At 67.4% G+C, this 19,542-nt stretch carries 13 protein-coding genes and 3 pseudogenes; 8 read left to right on the top strand and 8 right to left on the bottom strand.

From position 1 onward, the window contains the following. Nucleotides 1–3: 3 nt before the first annotated feature. From nadE to J7024_RS24180, 3 genes are all read right to left on the bottom strand, one after another. A complete protein-coding gene (nadE, locus tag J7024_RS24170) occupies nucleotides 4–870 on the bottom strand; it encodes an ammonia-dependent NAD(+) synthetase (protein WP_124829538.1) in 867 nt (288 codons plus the stop codon). Between the two features lie 213 nt (nucleotides 871–1,083). Then, a complete protein-coding gene (locus J7024_RS24175) occupies nucleotides 1,084–1,953 on the bottom strand; it encodes a DMT family transporter (protein WP_234745546.1) in 870 nt (289 codons plus the stop codon). A 302-nt stretch (nucleotides 1,954–2,255) separates the two neighbouring features. Next, nucleotides 2,256–2,441 (bottom strand): hypothetical protein, encoded by a 186-nt coding sequence (locus tag J7024_RS24180; protein ID WP_006752380.1) that lies wholly within the window; start codon nucleotides 2,439–2,441, stop codon nucleotides 2,256–2,258. 201 nt (nucleotides 2,442–2,642) lie between these two features. On the opposite strand from J7024_RS24180, the gene J7024_RS24185 reads away from it, so the two are divergent. From J7024_RS24185 to J7024_RS24195, 3 genes and pseudogenes are all read left to right on the top strand, one after another. After that, nucleotides 2,643–3,401 (top strand): DeoR/GlpR family DNA-binding transcription regulator, encoded by a 759-nt coding sequence (locus tag J7024_RS24185; RefSeq protein ID WP_124829536.1) that lies wholly within the window; start codon nucleotides 2,643–2,645, stop codon nucleotides 3,399–3,401. Next, nucleotides 3,402–3,659 (top strand): annotated as a pseudogene (locus tag J7024_RS24190) (zinc ribbon domain-containing protein); the annotation flags it as partial. Nucleotides 3,660–3,774: 115 nt separating this feature from the next. Then, nucleotides 3,775–4,131: pseudogene (locus tag J7024_RS24195) on the top strand (phospholipase D-like domain-containing protein); the annotation flags it as partial. Nucleotides 4,132–4,297: 166 nt separating this feature from the next. Here the strand turns inward: J7024_RS24195 and J7024_RS24200 are convergent. From J7024_RS24200 to J7024_RS24210, 3 genes are all read right to left on the bottom strand, one after another. Continuing rightward, complete coding sequence (locus J7024_RS24200) at nucleotides 4,298–4,972, bottom strand: TetR family transcriptional regulator (RefSeq protein WP_124829535.1); 675 nt, start codon at nucleotides 4,970–4,972, stop codon at nucleotides 4,298–4,300. A 127-nt stretch (nucleotides 4,973–5,099) separates the two neighbouring features. Further along, complete coding sequence (locus J7024_RS24205) at nucleotides 5,100–6,368, bottom strand: NAD(P)/FAD-dependent oxidoreductase (RefSeq protein WP_175770532.1); 1,269 nt, start codon at nucleotides 6,366–6,368, stop codon at nucleotides 5,100–5,102. 114 nt (nucleotides 6,369–6,482) lie between these two features. Beyond that, nucleotides 6,483–8,063 carry an amino acid permease gene (locus J7024_RS24210; RefSeq protein WP_175770533.1) on the bottom strand — a complete coding sequence of 527 codons (1,581 nt, stop codon included), beginning with the start codon at nucleotides 8,061–8,063 and terminating at the stop codon, nucleotides 6,483–6,485. A 632-nt stretch (nucleotides 8,064–8,695) separates the two neighbouring features. On the opposite strand from J7024_RS24210, the gene amaB reads away from it, so the two are divergent. Next, nucleotides 8,696–10,207, top strand: coding sequence for an L-piperidine-6-carboxylate dehydrogenase (amaB, locus tag J7024_RS24215; RefSeq protein ID WP_124829532.1), 1,512 nt, complete (start codon nucleotides 8,696–8,698; stop codon nucleotides 10,205–10,207). A 110-nt stretch (nucleotides 10,208–10,317) separates the two neighbouring features. Here the strand turns inward: amaB and J7024_RS24220 are convergent, their stop codons facing one another. Next, nucleotides 10,318–12,780: a DUF3772 domain-containing protein gene (locus tag J7024_RS24220; RefSeq protein ID WP_124829531.1), complete on the bottom strand. Its 2,463-nt coding sequence runs from the start codon at nucleotides 12,778–12,780 to the stop codon at nucleotides 10,318–10,320. Between the two features lie 416 nt (nucleotides 12,781–13,196). On the opposite strand from J7024_RS24220, the gene J7024_RS24225 reads away from it, so the two are divergent. From J7024_RS24225 to J7024_RS24245, 4 genes and pseudogenes are all read left to right on the top strand, one after another. After that, nucleotides 13,197–14,615: an MFS transporter gene (locus J7024_RS24225; RefSeq protein WP_124829530.1), complete on the top strand. Its 1,419-nt coding sequence runs from the start codon at nucleotides 13,197–13,199 to the stop codon at nucleotides 14,613–14,615. A 328-nt stretch (nucleotides 14,616–14,943) separates the two neighbouring features. Next, nucleotides 14,944–16,175, top strand: a pseudogene (locus tag J7024_RS24235) (hypothetical protein). 163 nt (nucleotides 16,176–16,338) lie between these two features. After that, a complete protein-coding gene (locus J7024_RS24240) occupies nucleotides 16,339–17,451 on the top strand; it encodes a porin (RefSeq protein WP_124829528.1) in 1,113 nt (370 codons plus the stop codon). Nucleotides 17,452–17,461: 10 nt separating this feature from the next. Continuing rightward, nucleotides 17,462–18,514, top strand: a complete 1,053-nt coding sequence (locus tag J7024_RS24245) for a nucleoside hydrolase (RefSeq protein WP_124829527.1) — start codon at nucleotides 17,462–17,464, stop codon at nucleotides 18,512–18,514. Nucleotides 18,515–18,544: 30 nt separating this feature from the next. On the opposite strand, the gene J7024_RS24250 is transcribed toward J7024_RS24245, so the two are convergent. After that, nucleotides 18,545–19,456, bottom strand: coding sequence for a LysR family transcriptional regulator (locus J7024_RS24250; protein ID WP_175761686.1), 912 nt, complete (start codon nucleotides 19,454–19,456; stop codon nucleotides 18,545–18,547). Between the last annotated feature and the right edge of the window lie 86 nt (nucleotides 19,457–19,542).

The raw sequence follows: 19,542 nt of genomic DNA on the forward strand, positions 1-19,542 counted from the left end.
CGATCAGCCGCAGTGGCCGGGTTGCGCGGCCGGCCAGTCGAACAGCGTGTACGGCAGCGCGCGCTTGTGGCGCGAGCCTTCGTGGAAACGCAGCACCGTTTCGTAGACGTGGTCGCTGACGGGCTTGCCTTCGAGGAAATCGTCGATCTCGTCGTAAGTCACGCCGTATGCGTGCTCGTCGGGGTGCAGCGGGCGCAGTTCCTCGAGGTCGGCTGTCGGCACCTTCATCACGATCGATTCCTCGCCGCCGAGCGCACGGGCGAGCGCACGTACGCGGCGCTTGTTCAGGCCGGCGAGCGGCAGAATGTCTGCGCCGCCATCGCCGAATTTCGTGAAGAAACCCATCAGCGATTCGGCCGCGTGGTCGGTGCCGATCACGATGCCGCGCCGCGCACCGGCGACCGCGTATTGCGCGATCATGCGCTCGCGCGCCTTGATGTTGCCGTGCACGAAGTCCTGCTGTGCGGGTGTTTCGAATGCGTGGCCGGACGCGGCCAGCGACGCGAGCATTGCGTCCGCGGCGGGCTTCACGTCGACCGTCAGTGTCTCGTCCGCGCGCACGAAATCGAGCGCGCGCTGCGCATCGGCTTCGTCGTTCTGCACGCCGTTCGGCAGACGCATCGCGATGAAGCGCGCGTCGTAGCCGTCGGCGCGCAGCCGTTCGACCGACAACTGCGCGAGCCGCCCGGCCGTCGACGAATCGACGCCGCCGCTGATGCCGAGCACGTAGGTCCGCAGGCCCGTCGAACGGAGGTACTGCGTGAGGAAATCGACGCGCCGGGCGATTTCGGCATCGACGTCGAAGTGCGGGGCGACGTTCAGTTCGGCAATGATCGCGCGTTGGCGGCTGGCGTAATCGGCGGATGTCATGGGGGTGGTTCCGGAACGAAATGCGAGGCGCCCATCATAAGCGCAATCGTGGCCCGGCGCCGCGCCGGGCGTGCGATCGGGCCGCCGCGCGTTGCATCGGCGAGACGCGCTGCATCGTGATGGTGCAGCCCGCGCCGAGGCGCACCGGAGCGGGCGTCCGGATGCGTCGTTCCGATGCATGCGCGGCCGATGCGGCTGGCGCTCCTGCCCGCGTCAGCGCCGTGCGAGCACGACGCCCACCAGTGCGAGCGCGAAGCCGGCGAGCTGAATGGTCGCGAGCGTTTCGCCGAACAGCAGGTAACCCTGCAGCGCGGCGAGCGGCGGCGCGAGAAACAGCAACGACGTCGCGCGTGCCGCGTTGCCGCGGCGCAGCATCCACATCAGCATCGTGACCGCGCCGCCGGACAGAAACACGATGCCCCATACGAGCGACATCCACAGCGCGGGCGCGCCGATCCAGCGCGTTTCGTGCAGCAGCGCGACGAAAATCGCCGCGACGATCGCCGCGCCGAGGTTCTGCACGGCGACGGCCGTGCGCAGGTCGTTCTGTGCGAGCTTGCCTTTCTGGTACAGCGACCCCGCGGTGATCGAGCCGACCGACAGCACCGACACGGTCACGACGAACCACGCCGGCGCTGCGCCCGGCGGCGGCGCGACGCCGCCCGCGACTTTCGGCGCGAGCACGAGCGCGACGCCGGCGAGCCCGAGCGCCATCCCGAGCCAGCCGCGCGCGGGCAGGCGCTCGTTGAACAGCGGCACCGCGAGCACGGCGGTGGCGAGTGGCTGCAGCGCGCCGAGCAGCGCCATCACGCCGGCGTTCAACCCTTGCGCGACGGCCCAGTAGCTGGCGCCGAGATAAATGCCCTGCAGCAGCGCGCCCGCGATCAGGTGACGCGGCCATTCGCGGCGAGCCGGCCACGGCGCGCGCGCGACGAACGCCACCGCGCCGAACAGCACGGCCGTGCCCGCGAAGCGCGCGAGCAGGAACAGGTTCGGGTCGGCATAGGGCTTGATGGCCCGGGCGACGATGAAGCCGTTGGACCACAGCGCGACGAAGGCCGCGGCGACGAGCGAGGTAAGCATGCGGGGCGGGCCGCGACGCGGCCGGACGAATCGTGAAGCCGGTCAGTATCGGGCGAAGCCGGCTTGCCGTCTTGTCGAATTCTGCACTCGCTCACTTGCTTGCACGCCGTGCCGTGCGGAACGGTGGCGAAGGCGATCGTGGAGGGGGTATGTGCCGCGCGCGGCGGACGCAGATGTGTCGCGTCGGCGCGCGGCGTGGCGGTACGCGGGCCGTTCGTTATCGAACGGCCGGGACCAGAGCCGGGCCGGGTGAACCGGCCGCAACGGAAGCGCGCGCACGCACGCGCGAAACGGAGGGGAGATCAGTCGAGCGAGAACGTGTCGAGCGGCTGGTTCGCGCGGGCATCGGTCGCGAAGCGCGCCGCGAGCTGTTCGTACAGCCGACGTGCCTCGTCGAGCGTCAGGTCGATCCAGTACGGATCGCCGGCGCCGTCGTTGAGTCGTTCGGGCGAAAACTGGATTTCGAGCACACTGCCTTTGCGATACATGGCGCGAGTTCCTTAATGGTCTGTCGTTCGGCGAAACGCAGAGTGTAGCAATCGCTTGCCGCACCGATTCGCGCACCTCAGGCAATACAGAATTTCACTTTCGCGGAACCCGGTCGTTGTCGCGCCGCCGTCAAATGACAGTCAAACGGGCGTAATACAATGGTCGGCTTACTCATTACCAGTCGCCCCAGGCGCATTGCGATGCTGGCGGAACAACGTCATCAATACATCCTGTCGGAGCTTGGACGGTCGGGCGCGCTGTCGGTCGCCGAACTCGTGCGTTCGCTCGACGTGTCGCGCGAGACGGTACGGCGCGACCTGAACGCGCTCGCGGCGCGCGGCCTGCTCGTGATGACGCACGGCGGCGCGCTGGCGGCGGACCGCCGCGAGCCGAGCCTGTCCGAGCGCGAAGCGGCGAACGCCGAAGCGAAGCGCACGATCGGGCGGCGCGCGGCCGAATTCGTGCCCGACGACGCATCGGTGCTGATCGACTCGGGCAGCACGCCGCATGCGGTCGCGCTCGCGCTCGCCGACCGCCACCGGCTGTCGATCTACACGAACGACTGGCGCACCGCGTTCGTGCTCGCGCGGCGCAACGGCAATCGCGTGACGCTGCTCGGCGGCGAACTGTCCGACGACGAAGACGCCACGTTCGGACTCGATACGATCCAGCAGCTCGCGCAATACCATGTCGACTTCGCATTCGTCGGCGCGGGCGGCATCACGGCCGACGGCGATTGCACCGACTATTCGCGGCTCGCCGCCGAAGTGCGCAGCCGGATGATCGCGGCGGCCGGCACGGCGATCATCGTCGCCGACCATTCGAAGTTCGGCCGCGTGACGCCGGTGCGGATCAACGGCGCGTCGGCCGCGCGCTATCTGGTCACCGAGCGCATGCCGGACAAGGCCGTGCGCCGCGCGCTGACCGCCCGCGGCATCGAGCTGCTCGTGTGCGACTGACTGGCGAAAAGCCTCTACGACGCATCCTGGTCGTCCTTCCGAAACAAGCTCCGCTACAAGGCGATCGCGCACGGGGCCACGCTCGAGGAAGTCGACGAAAGCGGTTCTACCCAGTCCTGTTCGGCGTGCGGGTCGAAAGACAGCACGACGCGACCGAAAGGTATCGCGGGACTGCGAACAAGAGAGTGGGCCTGTAGTGAATGTGGTGTCGAGCATGATCGAGATACCAACGCTGCCGTGAACATTCTCCGATGCTGACGTGCATCGCCAGGTGTGGGAATCCTCCGCCTTTAGCGCAGACGAGGACGTCAAGTGGCGGGATGCGCGCATCGATCCGCAGGATCGCGATGCGTCGTTTCGCCATGACGTCCTTCCGGTCGTCGCCACGCCGGAGCACTTGCAGGTACTCGACGCGGAAGGCGCGAACCCGATCGTCTGTACGGGCTCGGCGAACATGAGCCGCAACTCCGAGCAGTACAACGACGAGAACCTGCTCGAGTTTCGCGACGCACGCATCGCGGCGATCTATCTCGCGGAATTCCTGCCGCGCTACGAGCACTATCGTGCGCGGGCGCGGGCGCTGTCGATCGAGACGAAGCGGCGCGGCGCAGGCACGCAGCGGCAGCTCGCGCTGGCGCCGGATTCGAGCTGGGCGAAGAAGTACTACTTGGCGGGAAGCGTGGAAGAGAAGGCGCGGATCGCGCTGGCGGCGACGGCACCGACGGACTGACCCGTGCGCTCGACCCGGAGTGGCCTGCAGCGGCCGGAAGCGGCCGGAAGTGCGACATGCTCCCGGCTCATGCCGGTTGCACGCGTGGTGGTGTCGTTCGAGAGAGGGGCCGTCCGGCGAGTGCATCGCTCGCCGGGCGGCCTTCGGGCGGAATCGCGCGGCGTGCCTACGCGGCGACGTAGCGCAGCACGGAGTCGGCGATCGTCTCGCGATGCCGTGCACGCAACCGCGGCGCCGACGGATCGCGGCCGAACGCGGCGCCGAACGTGTAGCGGTTCGACACGCGGTGGAAGCAGAACGAGCTGATCAGCAGGTGCAGGTCGAACGCGTCGATGTCCTTGCGGAACGCGCCGCTCGCCGCGCCGCGCTCGAGCAGTTCCTCGAGCGTCTTGATGATGCTGACGTTGCGGTTCTTGAACGACTTCAGCTGTTCGAGATACTTCGCGCCGTGGATGTTCTCGATCGACACGAGGCGGACGAAGTCGCGATGCTTGTCGTGATAGTCGAACGTGAATTCGACGAGCCGGCGCATGCCTTCGCGCGGCTCCATGTCGCCGACGTGCAGTTCCTGCTCGAGCGCGCGGATGTCGCCGTACACCTTCTCCAGCACGGCCTCGTACAGGCCTTCCTTGCTTTCGAAGTAGTAATAGAGCATCCGCTTCGTCGTGTTCGTGCGCTCGGCGATCGCGTCGACGCGCGCACCGGAGAGGCCCATCGCGGAAAATTCCTGCGTGGCGACGTCGAGGATGTTGCGCCTGGTTTGCTCGGGATCGTATTTGCGCCGCGCGTCGGACGCAAGCGCGCGGCTTTCGGACGTGGCGGCTTTGCTTCCAGCTTTCATGTGACTTTGTTGTGGGTTCGCGGCGGCATGAAGAAATCATTCTAGCATGCGGAAAATCCCCGTCCGGCCGACCTGCCGCTCTAACCGCCGGCCCGCTCGGCCATGCCGTTTCGACCGCCGCCGCCGTTCAGCGACGGCACGATGCGAGCGCGTCGCGGGCCTGGTACGCGGTGTATGTGAGTTGCGCGGCGGCGAGGCCCGCGAGCCCGAACGTGCGCGTGAGCCCGAACGCGGCGAAGCCTTCCGGCACGGGCTGCTCGCCGGCCAGCGCGGCGGCGAGCGCTTCGCCGGCGACGGTGGTCGGCGCCATCCCGTGGCCGCCGAACGCGATCGCGTGCCACACGCCGTCCGCGTCGCGGCCGATCTGCGGCATCTTGTGCCGAGCGTAGCTCATCAGCCCGCCCCACGCGTAGTCGACCTTCACGCCGTCGAGCTGCGGATATACGCGCAGCAGGTCGCGACGCAGCAGGCGTGCGATCGCGTCGGGGCCGCGGTCGAGCACCGAGATCCGGCCGCCCCACAGGATCCGCGTGTCCTTCAGCGGGCGGTAGTAGTCGAATGCGAAGCGCGTGTCGTAGATCGCGTATGGCGCGTCGATCGCGTGCGGCAACCGCGTGCCGAGCGGTTCGGTCGCGATCACGTAGGTCGCGATCGGCAGCACCGCGCGTTCGATGCGCGGCGACACGCCGCGCGCATAGCCGCCGCCGGCGAACACGACGTCCTTTGCGCGCACCGTGCCCTGCGCCGTGCGTACGACGTAGCCGGCGCCTTCGCGCGCGATGCCGAGCGCGGCCGAGCGTTCGTACACGCGTGCACCGCCGCGCGATGCGGCCGCCGCGACGCCTAGCACGTACTTGAGCGGATGGAAGTGGAACGCGTTCGGCTCGAACAGCCCGCCGTGGTAGCGCTGCGTCTTGAGCCGCGCGCGCAGCGCGTCGGTTGCGACCGGTTCCCAGTCGACGTTGAATTCCTGCTTCATCAGCGTGCGTACGCCGTCGAGCCGCGACGGATCGTCGAACCAGTTCGCGAGCATCACGCCCTCGTCGACGATGTCGCAATCGATCCCGTAGCGCGCGATGCGCGTGCGGATCAGGTCGACCGCGTCGACGGTGAGCCGGTACAGGCGACGCCCTTCGTCGCGGCCGAGCGTGCGCAGCAGATCCGCGTTGTCGAGGCTGTAGCCGCCGAACACGAAGCCGCCGTTGCGGCCCGATGCGCCGAAGCCGACCCGCTCGCTGTCGAGCACGACGACGTCCGTCACGCCGCGCTCGACGAGACCGAGCGCCGTGCACAGGCCGGCGAGGCCGCCGCCGACGATGCAGACCCGCGTGTCGATCGTGCCGGTCAATTGCGGGTAGGGCTGGCGGGTAACGGTGGCTTCGTAGAAATTCTGCATGCGTCTCGGTGACTCGTAACGGCGGGAAAACGGACGGCGCGCGTCGATCTTGCCTGAACGCGCGCGCCGCGTCGAATGGGGTTTTCAGTGCGCCGGCCGGCGCGTTACCGGGCGTTATGCGCCCGGCGTCGGGTTGGCCGGACGGGCGACATAGGCCGGATAACCGGCGTCGGCCTTCTCCGTGGCGTCTGGCGTCGCGTTGCGCTCGATCCACGGCGCGATCTCCATGTCCTCGTAGCGGACGAGGCGGCATTTGCGCACCAGCGCGTAGCCGAGCCAGATCACGAGGAAGAACGGCAGGCCGATGTAGGTCGCGGCGATACCGGTCCAGTCGATCCTGTCGGCGAGGAACGCATGGTAGTCCTGGCCGAGCGCGACGATCGCGCACAGCGCGAACGCGAACAGCGGGCCGAACGGGAACCACTTCGACCGGTACGGCAACTGGTCGAGCCGGTAGCCCTGCTTCAGGAAACCCTTGCGGAACCGGTAATGACTGACCGCGATGCCGAGCCACGTGATGAAGCCGGCCATGCCCGACGTGTTCAGCAGCCACAGGTACACCGTCTTGTCGCCATACAGCGACGTGAGGAAGCACAGCCCGCCGATCGCCGTCGTCGCGTACAGCGCATTGCGCGGCACGCCGCCCGGCGACAGTTTTGCGAACAGCTTCGGCGCGCGGCCTTCGACGGCGAGGTTGTAGAGCATCCGCGTCGACGCGTACATGCCCGAGTTGCCGGCCGACAGCACGGCGGTCAGGATCACCGCGTTCATCACGCCGGCCGCGAATGCGAGGCCCGCGTGGCGGAACACCAGCGTGAACGGACTCACGCCGATGTCGGTCACGTCGCTCTTCAGCAGGCTCGGGTCGGTGTACGGAATCAGCACGCCGATCACGAAGATCGCGAGCACGTAGAACAGCAGGATGCGCCAGAAGATCTGGCTGACCGCACGCGGGATCGTCGTGCGCGGATTCTCCGATTCGCCGGCCGCGACGCCGATCATTTCGGTGCCCTGGAACGAGAAGCCCGCGATCATCGCGACGCCGAGCATCGTCGCCCAGCCGCCGGCGAACGGTGCGTCGCCGATCGTGAAGTTGCCCCAGCCGGCGCTCGGGCCGCCCTGCATGATCCCGAAGATCATCAGCAGGCCGACGCCGACGAACGTGAGCACCGTCAGCACCTTGATCAGCGCGAACCAGTATTCGGCCTCGCCGAAGCCGCGCACCGACAGTGCGTTGAGCGCGAAGATCAGCGCGAGGAAGATCGCGCTCCACCAGACGCCCAGCACGTTCGGGAACCAGTAGTGCATCACGAGCTGCGCGGCGACGAGTTCCACCGCGAGCGTCACGGCCCAGCTGTACCAGTAGTTCCAGCCGAGCGCGAAGCCGAAGCCTTCGTCGACGAACTTCGAGCCGTAGGTCGCGAACGAGCCCGACACCGGCATGAACGCGGCCATTTCGCCGAGGCTCGTCATCAGGAAATAGACCATCAGGCCGATCATCATGTACGCGAGCATCGCGCCGCCGGGGCCGGCCTGCGAGATCGACGCGCCGGACGCGACGAACAGGCCGGTGCCGATCGAGCCGCCGATCGCGATCATGCGCAGATGGCGCGCCTGCAGGCTGCGGTGGAGGGACGGCTTCGCGGGCGGCGAGCCGGACGGACGGGGCGAATCGGGGCGGGCATCTGAATGCATGGCGGGTGCTGGGCGCTGTCTCCGGGATTGTTTTTTGGCTGCGAAGCACGACGCGTCGCCGGCCGCCGCCGGGCGGCGGCGGTGCGTCGCGGGAATGATCCGGTGCAACCGGCCGCGACGCGCGTCGTTTTCGTCTGTCGGCCGGCCGCCGTCGGCGGCCGTCGATGCGCCGAGTGCGGCGCACCTCGACGTCGTCCCGATTGTGTGTGTCCGCCGGATGGGCTGCAAACGATATTTCCGCACAGGGTGATGCAGCTTTGTCATCAAGTTGCGGCGCGCCGAGATGCGTCCGGATGGCCCGGTCTCGGGCTTTGGACACGTCCCATATGCGGGCTGAAACGGCCCCGTGTTTCCTGCCCGGGTGTTGCGTTTTGGGAATGAAGTCGTGAGTTAATATCAATAGCGGCCCGACTTGTGGCCACCGACAATGTGTCTCATGGATCGTGCCTTGCGAGGCGGGGGCGTGCCGTCCGGCCGGGGTTTCCGGCGGCGGCGCAGCGCGATGCGCCACGCGGCGCACCGGGCCTGCCGAGCAGCGCATCCGCTTGCACAGGGCGCGTGAACGCGCTCCAATCGAATCACGCGGGCGGCGTCGCCGCCGCACCGATCAATCTGTCCCTGAAGAGGAAGTGATGCAATTCAACGACATTCTTGCCGCGCTCGATATCGATCTCGCCCAGTGGAAAGGCAATGCGCTGACCGCGCGTTCGCCGCTCGATGGCGCGACGCTCGCGACGCTGGCGGTCGACTCGCCCGCTGACGCCGAGCGCAAGATCGACGCCGCACACGACGCATTCCTCAAGTGGCGCACGGTGCCGGCGCCGGTGCGCGGCGAGCTGGTGCGCGTGTTCGGCAACGTGCTGCGCGAGCACAAGGCCGAGCTGGGCCGCCTCGTCACGCTCGAAGCCGGCAAGATCACGTCGGAAGGGCTCGGCGAAGTGCAGGAAATGATCGACATCTGCGATTTCGCGGTCGGCCTGTCGCGTCAGCTTTACGGCCTGACGATCGCGTCCGAGCGCCCGGGCCACCGGATGATGGAAACGTGGCACCCGATCGGCGTGTGCGGCGTGATCTCGGCGTTCAACTTCCCGGTCGCGGTGTGGGCGTGGAATGCGGCGCTCGCGTTCGTCTGCGGCGATTCGGTCGTGTGGAAGCCGTCGGAGAAGACGCCGCTCACCGCGATCGCGTGCCACGTGCTGCTCCAGAAGGCGATCCGCGAATTCGAGAAGACGCATCCGGGCGTCGCGCCGGCGGAATTGAGCCAGCTGGTGCTCGGCATGCGCGATGTCGGTGAAGTGCTGACGTCGTCGAAGAAGGTGCCGGTCGTCAGCGCGACCGGCAGCGTGCGGATGGGCACGGAAGTCGCGAAGGTGCTGAGCCAGCGTCTCGCGCGCGGCATCCTCGAGCTCGGCGGCAACAACGGGATGATCGTCGCGCCGAGCGCCGATCTCGACCTCGTGGTGCGCGCCGTCACGTTCGCGGCGGTCGGCACGGCCGGCCAGCGCTGCACGACGCTGCGCCGCCTGATCGTCCATCGCAGCATTGCCGATCAACTGCTGCCGCGCATCGAGAAGGCGTATGCGTCGGTGAAGGTCGGCAGCCCGCTCGAGGAAGGCACGCTCGTCGGCCCGCTGGTCGACCGCGCGTCGTTCGACGCGATGCAGAAGGCACTGGCCGATGCGCGCGAGCAGGGCGGCGAGGTGAAGGGCGGCGAGCGCGTCGACGTCGGTCATGCGGATGCGTACTACGTGCGTCCGGCAATCGTGCGGATGCCGAAGCAATCGTCGGTGGTCGAGCGCGAGACGTTCGCGCCGATCCTGTACGTGATGATCTACGACAATTTCGAAGACGCGATCGACGTGCACAATGCCGTGCCGCAAGGTCTGTCGTCGGCGATCTTCACGAACGACATGCGCGAGGCCGAGCAGTTCATGTCGGCAGCGGGCAGCGATTGCGGGATCGTCAACGTGAACATCGGCACGAGCGGCGCGGAGATCGGTGGCGCGTTCGGCGGCGAGAAGGAAACGGGCGGCGGCCGCGAGTCGGGTTCGGATGCGTGGAAGGCGTATATGCGCCGTGCGACGAATACGATCAACTACAGCCGTCAGCTGCCGCTGGCGCAGGGTGTGAAGTTCGACGTGTGATGGCGCGCGCCCGGCAGGGCGCGTCGACGATCGAATGAAAAGGGCCGGTTGCCGCGAAAGCGGTGACCGGCCCTTGTCGTTGTGGGCGACACGCATGCCGCGGCGCCCGATCACGGCTCGTGTCGCGTGGCGCCCTCGTTCGCCGGCATGTTCTGCACAACGAGCATCTGCGGCGTCGACAGCGTGATCCGCGCCGCGCGCAACTGTTTCAGGATCTCGAACAGCAGATCGCTCTTCGTCGAACTCGCGATCCGCGGGCTCGCCACATAACCGGTCACGCTCAGCGTAATGCCGTCGGGCGTGAGCTGGCTGAACGTCACCGACGGCGCCGGCTTGTCGAGAATCGCCGGGTGTTCGCGATACGCGTCGAGCAGCAGGTCGCGCACCTGCTCGGGATCGGTGTTCAGCGGGAACGTCAGCATCAGCGTCGCGACGCCCTGCGTGCTGTTGCCCATCGTCACGTTGCGCACGTTCTGCGAGATCAGCTGCGAGTTCGGCACGATCACGGTCGAGCGGTCGCTCAGCTGGATCTCGGTCGCGCGCACGTTGATGCGGCGGATGTCGCCTTCGACGCCCGAGATGCTGACCATGTCGCCGACTTTCACCGGCCGCTCGGTCAGCAGGATCAGCCCCGACACGAAGTTCTTCACGATCTCCTGCAGGCCGAAACCGATACCGACCGACAGCGCGCTGACGATCCACGCGAGGTTGCTCCATTTGACGCCGAGCAGCCCGAGCGTCATCAGCACGAGCAGCACGTAGCCGACGTTGGTGAACAGCGTGATCAGGGATACGCGCATCCCCGCGTCCATGCCGAGCGCGGGCATGAACTCGCTGTCGAGCCAGCGACGCACCGAGCGCAGCAGGTAGAAGCCGATCGCGAATCCGATTCCCGCATTCATGATCCGGTCGGGCATGATGTTCAGGCTCTGCAGCCGCTGACCGCCGATCATCGAGACCACGCTGTCGAGCAGGTCGCTCGGCGTCGTGCCGAAACCGCCCGTGAGCAGCGCGATGGCCGCGACCAGCATCAACAGGCTCGTGCCGAGGCCGGACGCGACGGTGTGCGCCTGGTCGAGATGCCGGTCGTCGAGCGCGAACAGGTGCTTGATCTGCTTGCCGGTCGGCAGGCTTGCCGAGAACAGGCTCTCGCTCGCGTCGCGCGTCAGTTGCGTGAGGATGTAGACGCTGCACAGCACGATCTCGAACCACACGAGCTCGTACGTGATGAAGCGCGCGACCGTGATGTAGCCGATCACGAGCGCGCCCAGCGACACGACGATCGCCAGCGTGACGCCGGCATGGATCAGCCCCGCCAGCGTCGAGCGCTGCTCGGGCGCTTCGCCGGCTTCCGCGAGCGCGCTGCGCACGCGGTTCGCGCGCAGCAGCGATGCGCCGACGGTCAGCGCGACGACGAGCGACACGATCCCGCGACCGAACAGCGTGACGGACAGGCTGGTGTCTACGATCCGGTTGATCGATTCGAGCGTGCCGGACATCAGCAACAGTGCGGCCAGCACACCGGGGAACGGCTTCATCGCGAGCGCGACCGGATCGGCGAGCGCCGGCAGCCGCCACGACGGGTGCTTCGTACAGAGCAGCGCGCGGCCGAGCCCGGCGATCAGCGCGCAGGTCACCGCCAGCTTCGCGAACTGATCCCACAGATCGCTCATCGACGGCGTGAGCTCGTAGTGCCGAGCGAGCGCGAGATAAAGAATCTGGACGGCGACGGCGGTCGCGAACAGCGTCGAGAACGCCGTCGACAGTGCAAGTGCGCTGCGGCGCAGCCGCGTGGGCGGCAGGTGGTTCAGGCAGACCCACGCGAGCCCGCGTTCGACGAGGCGGCGGCCGCCGAGCCATACGGCGAGCGCGGCGATCATCAGCAGCGTGGTGATCGCACGCTGTCCGGGCATCCAGGACGAGTGCAGCATGTCGCGCAGTTCGTCGTTGAAATCCTCGAGCCGATGGACGTCGTCAGCCGACAGATGAAACAGCGGCAGCCAGAACTGCGCGCCGAAGATGCTGCCCGAACGGAACGCGAGCTGGTTGCGCAGCAGGCTGCGGTGCAGCTTCGCGAACTGGTCGTTCAGGTTCGCGAGGTTGGCCTTCTGGTCAGCGGCCTGTTTCAGCGCGGCGTCGATCTGCGCCTTGCGCGCGTTCAGCGTCGCCCGCTGTTGCGCGACGGCGGGCGTTTCGGGCGATGCACCCGGGGCCGGCGGCGGACCGAGCACGTCGAGCTGCGCCTGGATTTGCGTACGCTGCGGCGCGAGCTCGCTCTGCAGCTTGTCGACGTCGGCGCTCAGTTCCTGCGTCGCATCGCCGAGCCCGTCGAGCTCCTTGCTGTTGGTCGCGTTCGACGTCTGCTGCTTGATGCGGTCCTGCTGGACCTGCATCTGCTTGAGCTGCGCAATTGCATCGTTCAGCGAAATGGTCGGCACGGGGGCGCCGACGCCGCTCGCGCCCGGCGCGGACGCGGCTGCCGGAAACGCCGACGCGGTCGCGATCGCCGCGAACTGCAGCAGCGCGAACAGCGCGATCCGGCGTGCGTAGATGGATAGTCGTTGCATGGACATGGAATGCTTACGTTTTGCCGACGATTCCGGGCGCCGAAAGGCGTCGGGAAGCCGGGAGTTGGCCCGGTAGCATGTTACCGGGGTGTGGCGGCGGCAATGGCGACGATTGTGCGTATGGCGTATCGCGCGTCATGCGGCCCGCGGCGCCGCGCGAGGGCGCTGAGCGTCCGTATCGACGGGCCCGCGCCGGCATCGGTTGCCAAGCTGCGACGGCGTATCGCGATGCCGGCGAGTCTTACAGAATCGACAGAAGGTTACGCAATTTACACATTATCCGGCGCGAAACGGGGTGTCCGAACCGGTTTGCCACGTGACGCGGCTCGCGCGGCGTGCCGGTACAATGCAGCGATTCGCCCGACGGCGGCCCGCAGGCCGCCGGACAACAACATACGACACGATCAGGAGACTCGACCAAGATGGTTTCAACGGACAGCTTTCCACAGGCCGCCGCCTTGTCTTCTCCGATCGACGCCGGCTCGATTTCAGCCCGCCTCGATCGCCTGCCGCCGACCCGCAGCGTCTGGAAGCTCGTCGTGCTGCTGAGCCTCGGCTTCTTCTTCGAACTCTACGATCTGCTGTACAGCGGCTACGTCGCGCCGGGACTCGTGAAAAGCGGGATCCTGTCCGCGACGACGCACGGCCTGTTCGGCACGACAGGCGTCGCGAGCTTCATCGCCGCGCTGTTCGCCGGCCTCTTCATCGGCACGATCGGATGCGGCTTTCTCGCGGATCGCTTCGGCCGTCGCGCGATCTTCACGTGGTCGCTGCTGTGGTACACGGCCGCCAACATCGTGATGGCGTTCCAGGACACGGCGGGCGGGCTGAACTTCTGGCGCTTCGTCGTCGGTCTCGGCCTCGGCGTCGAGATGGTGACGATCGGCACGTACATCTCCGAACTCGTGCCGAAGCAGATTCGCGGCCGTGCGTTCGCGTGCGAGCAGGCGGTCGGCTTCGTCGCGGTGCCGGTGGTCGCGTTCCTCGCTTACCTGCTCGTGCCGCACGCGCCGCTGGGCCTCGACGGCTGGCGCTGGGTCGTGCTGATCGGCGCGCACGGCGCGCTGTTCGTGTGGTGGATTCGCCGCGAGTTGCCGGAGAGCCCGCGCTGGCTCGCGCAGCAAGGCCGTGTCGAGGAAGCCGACCGCGTGATGCGCGCGCTGGAGGCGAAGGTCGAAGCCGAATACGGTCGCCCGTTGCCGCCTCCAGCGCCGGCCGAGCCGGTGCCGCCGCGCGGCAGCTTCCGCGACATGTGGGTGCAGCCGTATCGCAGCCGCACGATCATGATGACGATCTTCAACGTGTTCCAGACGGTCGGCTTCTACGGCTTTGCGAACTGGGTGCCGACGCTGCTGATCAAGCAGGGCATCACGATCACGTCGAGCCTGATGTATTCGAGCGTGATCGCGCTCGCGGCGCCGCTCGGCCCGCTGATCGGCCTCGTGATCGCCGACCGCTTCGAGCGCAAGTCGGTGATCGTCGCGATGGCGGCGGCGATCGTCGTCTGCGGGCTGCTGTTCAGCCAGACGACGGCGGGCGTGTTCCTGATCGTGCTCGGCATCGGTCTCACGCTCGCGAGCAACATCATGTCGTACAGCTTCCATGCGTACCAGGCCGAACTGTTCCCCACGTCGATCCGCGCACGCGCGGTAGGTTTCGTCTACTCGTGGAGCCGCTTCTCCGCGATCTTCTCGTCGTTCGTGATCGCCGCCGTGCTGAGAGGCTTCGGCACGTTCGGCGTGTTCGCGTTCATCGCCGGCGCGATGGCGGTCGTGATGGCCGCGATCGGCTTGATGGGGCCGCGCACCAAAGGCATCGCACTCGAAGCCATTTCGAAGTAGGCGACGATCGCATCACGCGTGCCGCATGCGGGGCGGCACGCAGGCACGCGTTTTCACGGCCGCGGCAAAGGCCAGCGAACGAGCCTGCCACGCGACGATGCAGCAAGCGGCAACGAGTTGAAACAAAGCGTGACCAAGCGCAAAACCGCCGCGAAACGAAGGGTTCGGCCCTGCCGAATCCGGCATGCGCGAGTAGAATGAAAGTCCTGACGACTCATTAGCCGCCATCGGACCGATCGCGTTGCATCCGCGAAACGGCTCCACCGCGAAGAGGCGTCGGCGCCGGGAATCTGCAAGGTCTGCGGCGTGTCGATGGCTCGCGCGGAAGATGCGCCGTTCGCCTTTGTGCGGCGGCCGGATCGGCCGATGGCTTCGATCTTCATGATACTTTCCGACCTGACGCGGTGGCTGGCCAAGCCGCGTTGCCGTACCCTCGCAGTCGCCACGTGGCTCGCTGCAGCCCTCCCGATTTCCGTTCTCGTCGATCGGCCTGCGTTCGCCGCGTCCGACGCACCGTCGTCCGCTGCTACGTCATCCTCACCAACTGCATCGCCAGCGCCGACCGCGCATGCGTCGTCCGGCGCATCGTCCGCTTCCGCAGCGTCCGCGGCGCACCATGCAGCGCCGGCGAGCGGGGCATCGGGTGCATCGGGTGCATCGGCGGCCTCGGCAGCGTCCGAGGCAGCACCTGCATCGGCGGCGTCCGGCACGGCCGCGAGCGAAGCCGAGGCGCCCGCACCGATGCCGCCGCGTCGGCATCCGCCGCTGTCGGTCGAGGCAGCGAAAGACGCGACCGCGCGTGCAATGGACATGCACAAGCGCTTCACGCAGGAAGTCACGCGACGCCTGAACGTGCCCGCGAACGAACAGCGCGCGTACGGCGAGCGGCTTCAGAAAGCACTCGCCGATGCGAATCTCGGCGATCTGGCGGGCGAGTATGTCGCGTTGGTCGATCGCGCCCAGAACGTGCAGGCGCTGTTCATCTACTTTCGCGCGACGCCGGCCAATGCGTGGCTGATGGTCGGCGCGTCGCCGGTCAGTACCGGCTGGCCGGGCCAGTACGATCACTTCCTGACGCCGCTCGGCGTGTTCGATCATTCGCCCGACAACATGGACTTCCGCGCCGAAGGCACGATGAACGACAACGGCATTCGCGGCTACGGCAAGCGCGACATGCGCGTCTACGACTTCGGCTGGGTCGAGGGCGAGCGCGGCTGGGGCAAGGGCGGCAAGTCGCCGATGCGCTTCCAGATGCATGCGACCGACCCCGATCGTCTCGAGCCGCTGCTCGGCATCCGGCACTCGAAAGGCTGCGTGCGGATCCCGGCTTCGTTGAACACGTTCCTCGACCGGCACGGCATTCTCGACGACGACTACCAGGCGCGCGTCGAGGCCGGCAAGTCGCTGTGGGTGCTGCGTCGCGATCGCGACATCACGCCGATCGCCGGCCGCTATCTGGTCGTGATCGACAGCGCGCGCAAGACGCGCCCGGCATGGTCGCCGGCGCCGGGACGCCACGCATGGTCGAAGTTGCCGAAGAGCGGCGACACGGCGGACTGACGGCAACCGGTTCTCCTGCACGGGAGATCTCGGGATGAGAATAAATCCGTTTTATTGAGATATAAGAAAACCAAACTTTTATTATCCGATCCGGGTTCGTATAGTCGTGTCCAGTTTCGCGGAACCCTGCCGCGCCTGGACTCTCACCGACCACACGACCCGCATGAAAACTCTTCACAAGCTCGCGCCGCTCGCGATGCTCGGCGCCTTCGCGACCCATGCCTGCGCGCAAAGCAGCATCACGCTGTACGGCCTCATCTCGGCAGGCGTCGGGTACGCGACCAACCAGGGCGGTAAGAACGCCTGGCAGGCGCTGTCCGGCACGAACCAGAACCCGCGCTGGGGGCTGAAGGGCAAGGAGGATCTCGGACAGGGGCTGTCCGCGATCTTCCAGCTCGAGAACGGCTTCAACGTGATGACGGGCACGGCCGCGCAGAACGGCCGCGAGTTCGGGCGCCTGGCCTACGTCGGCCTCGCCGACCGCACCTACGGGTCGCTGACGTTCGGCCGCCAGTACGATGCGATCCACGACTACATCGGGCCGGTGATCATCGCGAGCAACGGCGTGAACATCGGCGACAACGACAACGGCTACAACGACATCCGCGTGCAGAACTCGGTGAAGTACGTGAGCCCCGTGTACTACGGGCTGAAATTCACCGCGCTGTACGGCTTCAGCAACGCGACGGGCTTCGCGAACAACAGCGCATACAGCTTCGGCCTCGGCTACGAACGCGGCCCGTTACGCTGGAGCGCGGTCTATGCGCAGTACAACCATCCGTACAGCGGCACGAACCCGGACGGCGCGATCGCGAACGACTATGGGTCGCCGCTCCTGATCTTCGCGAAGAGCGCGACGTCGCCGGCGGTGTTCGCGAGCCGGCAGCGCATCGCGGGCACGGGCGGTTTCTACACGATCGGCCGCGCGCAGTTCGCGGCGATGTTTACCGACGTGCGCTACGATTACCTCGACAATTCGCACCTGCATCTGCAGAACGTCGGCGTGAACATCGTCTACACGATGACGCCACAGCTTTTCCTCGGTGCCGCGTATGCCTTCACGAACGGCAAGTACGACGTGATCGACAAGCGGCCGAGATGGCACCAGGTGAACCTGCAGGCCGATTACTACCTGTCCAAACGCACCGACGTCGCGCTGACCGTGATTGCACAACAGGCGGCAGGCGACGCGGATCACGCGCAGATCTTCGCGTACGCGCGCTCGACCGGCACGCGCCAGATGATGGCGACGCTCGGTGTGCGGCACGTCTTCTGAGAGCCCGATCATGACCTATCCGATCGCATCCCGCCGCACGTTCCTGAAACTGTCCGCCGCGCTGGCCGGCACGGCGCTGCTGCCAGAAGCCGGCGCGTTCGCGGCCGGCGGCGACGCCGCGCGGCGCACGGTGATCATCGATACCGACCCGGGGCAGGACGACGCCATCGCGATCCTGTTCGCGCTGGGCGCGCAGGACCGCCTCGACGTGCGCGCGCTGACCGCCGTGGCCGGCAACGTGCCGCTCGACCTCACCGAACGCAATGCGCGGATCGTCCGCGACTGGGCCGGCCGCACGAAGACGCTGCCGGTCTATGCGGGATGCCCCCGCCCGCTGGTGCGCGACCTCGTGACGGCCGCGAACGTGCACGGCAAGACGGGCCTCGAAGGCGTCGAACTGCACGAACCGCGCGCGCCCCTTGCGGCCGGTCATGCGGTGTCGTACCTCGTCGATACGCTGAGCCATGCCGCGCCGAACAGCGTGACGCTGTGCGCCCTCGGCCCGTTGACCAACATCGCGACCGCGCTGGTCGAAGCGCCGCAGATCCGCGGTGCGCTGCGCGAAATCGTGCTGATGGGCGGCGCGTTCTTCGAGCGCGGCAACATCACGCCTGCCGCCGAGTTCAACATCTACGTCGATCCGCAAGCGGCCGAAGTCGTGTTCGCCAGCGGCGCGCCGATCGTCGTGCTGCCGCGCGACGTCGCGGTGAAGGCGCCGATCACGCCGGCGCGCATCGTGCCGTTTCGCGCGCTCGGCAACCGCTGCGGCGCGATCGTCGCGGACATCATGGACGCGGAGCTGGCGTACAACAGGAAGCGGCGCGGCGTCGAGGACGGGCCGATGTACGACCCGACGGCGGTCGGCTATCTCGTCGATCCGACGCTGTTCAACGGACGCAAGGTGAACGTCGTCGTCGAGACGAGCGGGCAGTGGACGCTCGGCGAAACGGTGGTCGACTGGAACGGCCGCAGCGGCCGCGCGGCGAACGCGACGTGGATCAACGAAGTCGACGCGGACCGTTTCTACGCGACGCTGGCGGAGCGCATCGCGAAGCTGCCCTGAACGTCGCGACGCGCTGCACGGCGAACCGGCTCAGATGTGCTTCTCGATCCATTCACGGCAGGTGCGCACGTGCGGGCCGCGATCGTCGGCGGCGAGCGAGATCAGTGAAATCGCGCGCGTGACGCGCGGCTTCTCGATACGCAGCGCGACGAGTTCGGGATCGTGCAGATGCATCGTGTAGAGGCTCGGCAACACGACAGTGGCAAGGCCGTTGCGTGCGAGCGCGTACAGCGGTTCGGTGTACTCCATCCGGTACGCGACGTTCAGGCGCAGCTTCTCGGCGCCGCCGGTGCGATGCAGCGATTCGCTGACGCTGCCGCGCACGAACACGGCCAGTTCGCGATCGACGAGCTTTGCCCACGTGACGCTCTTCGCGTTCGCGAGCGGATCGTCGTGTCGCACGACGATCACGATCTCGTCTTCGAACAGCTGCTGGTAGTGCAGCGTGCCGTCGTCGCTGTCGGGTTCGCGCACGCCGATGCCGAGATCCGCGACGCCGTCGCGCACGGCTTCGACGAGCGCGCTGTTTGGCAAGTCGGTGAGCGTGAAGCGCAGTGTGGAATGCGTGCCGCGCAGCGCGTTGAGTGCAGGCAGCAGGCGGCCGGCGACCGACGGGATGAACGCGATGCGCACGGTCTGGATGCGTTCGCCGATGAGCCGCGTCATGTCGTCGAAGGTGCCGCGGGCCTGGTTCAGCAGGCGCTCGGCAAGCGGCAGCACGGCAACGCCCGCGGTCGTCAGCGTGAGCCGGTGCGCGGAGCGGGCGAACAGGCGGCCGCCGAGCAGGAACTCGATCTGGCGGATCGACGCGGTCAGCGCGGGCTGCGTGAGCGACAGCGCCTGCGCGGCTTGCGTGAAGCTGCGCGCATGCGCGAGTACGACGAAGTGCTGGACCTGCCGCAGCGTGAGTGCGGGCAGCAGCGACGAGCGATCGGACGACATCGGAACGGTACGGTCGGGAGGCGGTACGCGGCAGTATAAGACCGCGCCGCGCGAACCGACACAGGACAATAATCGGAATCACAGGA

The sequence above is a fragment of the Burkholderia sp. WTPI3 genome (genome assembly GCF_021483755.1).
Classification (GTDB): Bacteria; Pseudomonadota; Gammaproteobacteria; order Burkholderiales; family Burkholderiaceae; genus Burkholderia.

Bases quoted from the DNA above. Each gene is read 5' to 3' on its own strand.
- nadE (WP_124829538.1), bottom strand. From the start codon at position 870: ATGACATCCGCCGATTACGCCAGCCGCCAACGCGCGATCATTGCCGAA.
- J7024_RS24175 (WP_234745546.1), bottom strand. From the start codon at position 1,953: ATGCTTACCTCGCTCGTCGCCGCGGCCTTCGTCGCGCTGTGGTCCAAC.
- J7024_RS24180 (WP_006752380.1), bottom strand. From the start codon at position 2,441: ATGTATCGCAAAGGCAGTGTGCTCGAAATCCAGTTTTCGCCCGAACGA.
- J7024_RS24185 (WP_124829536.1), top strand. From the start codon at position 2,643: ATGCTGGCGGAACAACGTCATCAATACATCCTGTCGGAGCTTGGACGG.
- J7024_RS24200 (WP_124829535.1), bottom strand. From the start codon at position 4,972: ATGAAAGCTGGAAGCAAAGCCGCCACGTCCGAAAGCCGCGCGCTTGCG.
- J7024_RS24205 (WP_175770532.1), bottom strand. From the start codon at position 6,368: ATGCAGAATTTCTACGAAGCCACCGTTACCCGCCAGCCCTACCCGCAA.
- J7024_RS24210 (WP_175770533.1), bottom strand. From the start codon at position 8,063: ATGCATTCAGATGCCCGCCCCGATTCGCCCCGTCCGTCCGGCTCGCCG.
- amaB (WP_124829532.1), top strand. From the start codon at position 8,696: ATGCAATTCAACGACATTCTTGCCGCGCTCGATATCGATCTCGCCCAG.
- J7024_RS24220 (WP_124829531.1), bottom strand. From the start codon at position 12,780: ATGTCCATGCAACGACTATCCATCTACGCACGCCGGATCGCGCTGTTC.
- J7024_RS24225 (WP_124829530.1), top strand. From the start codon at position 13,197: ATGGTTTCAACGGACAGCTTTCCACAGGCCGCCGCCTTGTCTTCTCCG.
- J7024_RS24240 (WP_124829528.1), top strand. From the start codon at position 16,339: ATGAAAACTCTTCACAAGCTCGCGCCGCTCGCGATGCTCGGCGCCTTC.
- J7024_RS24245 (WP_124829527.1), top strand. From the start codon at position 17,462: ATGACCTATCCGATCGCATCCCGCCGCACGTTCCTGAAACTGTCCGCC.
- J7024_RS24250 (WP_175761686.1), bottom strand. From the start codon at position 19,456: ATGTCGTCCGATCGCTCGTCGCTGCTGCCCGCACTCACGCTGCGGCAG.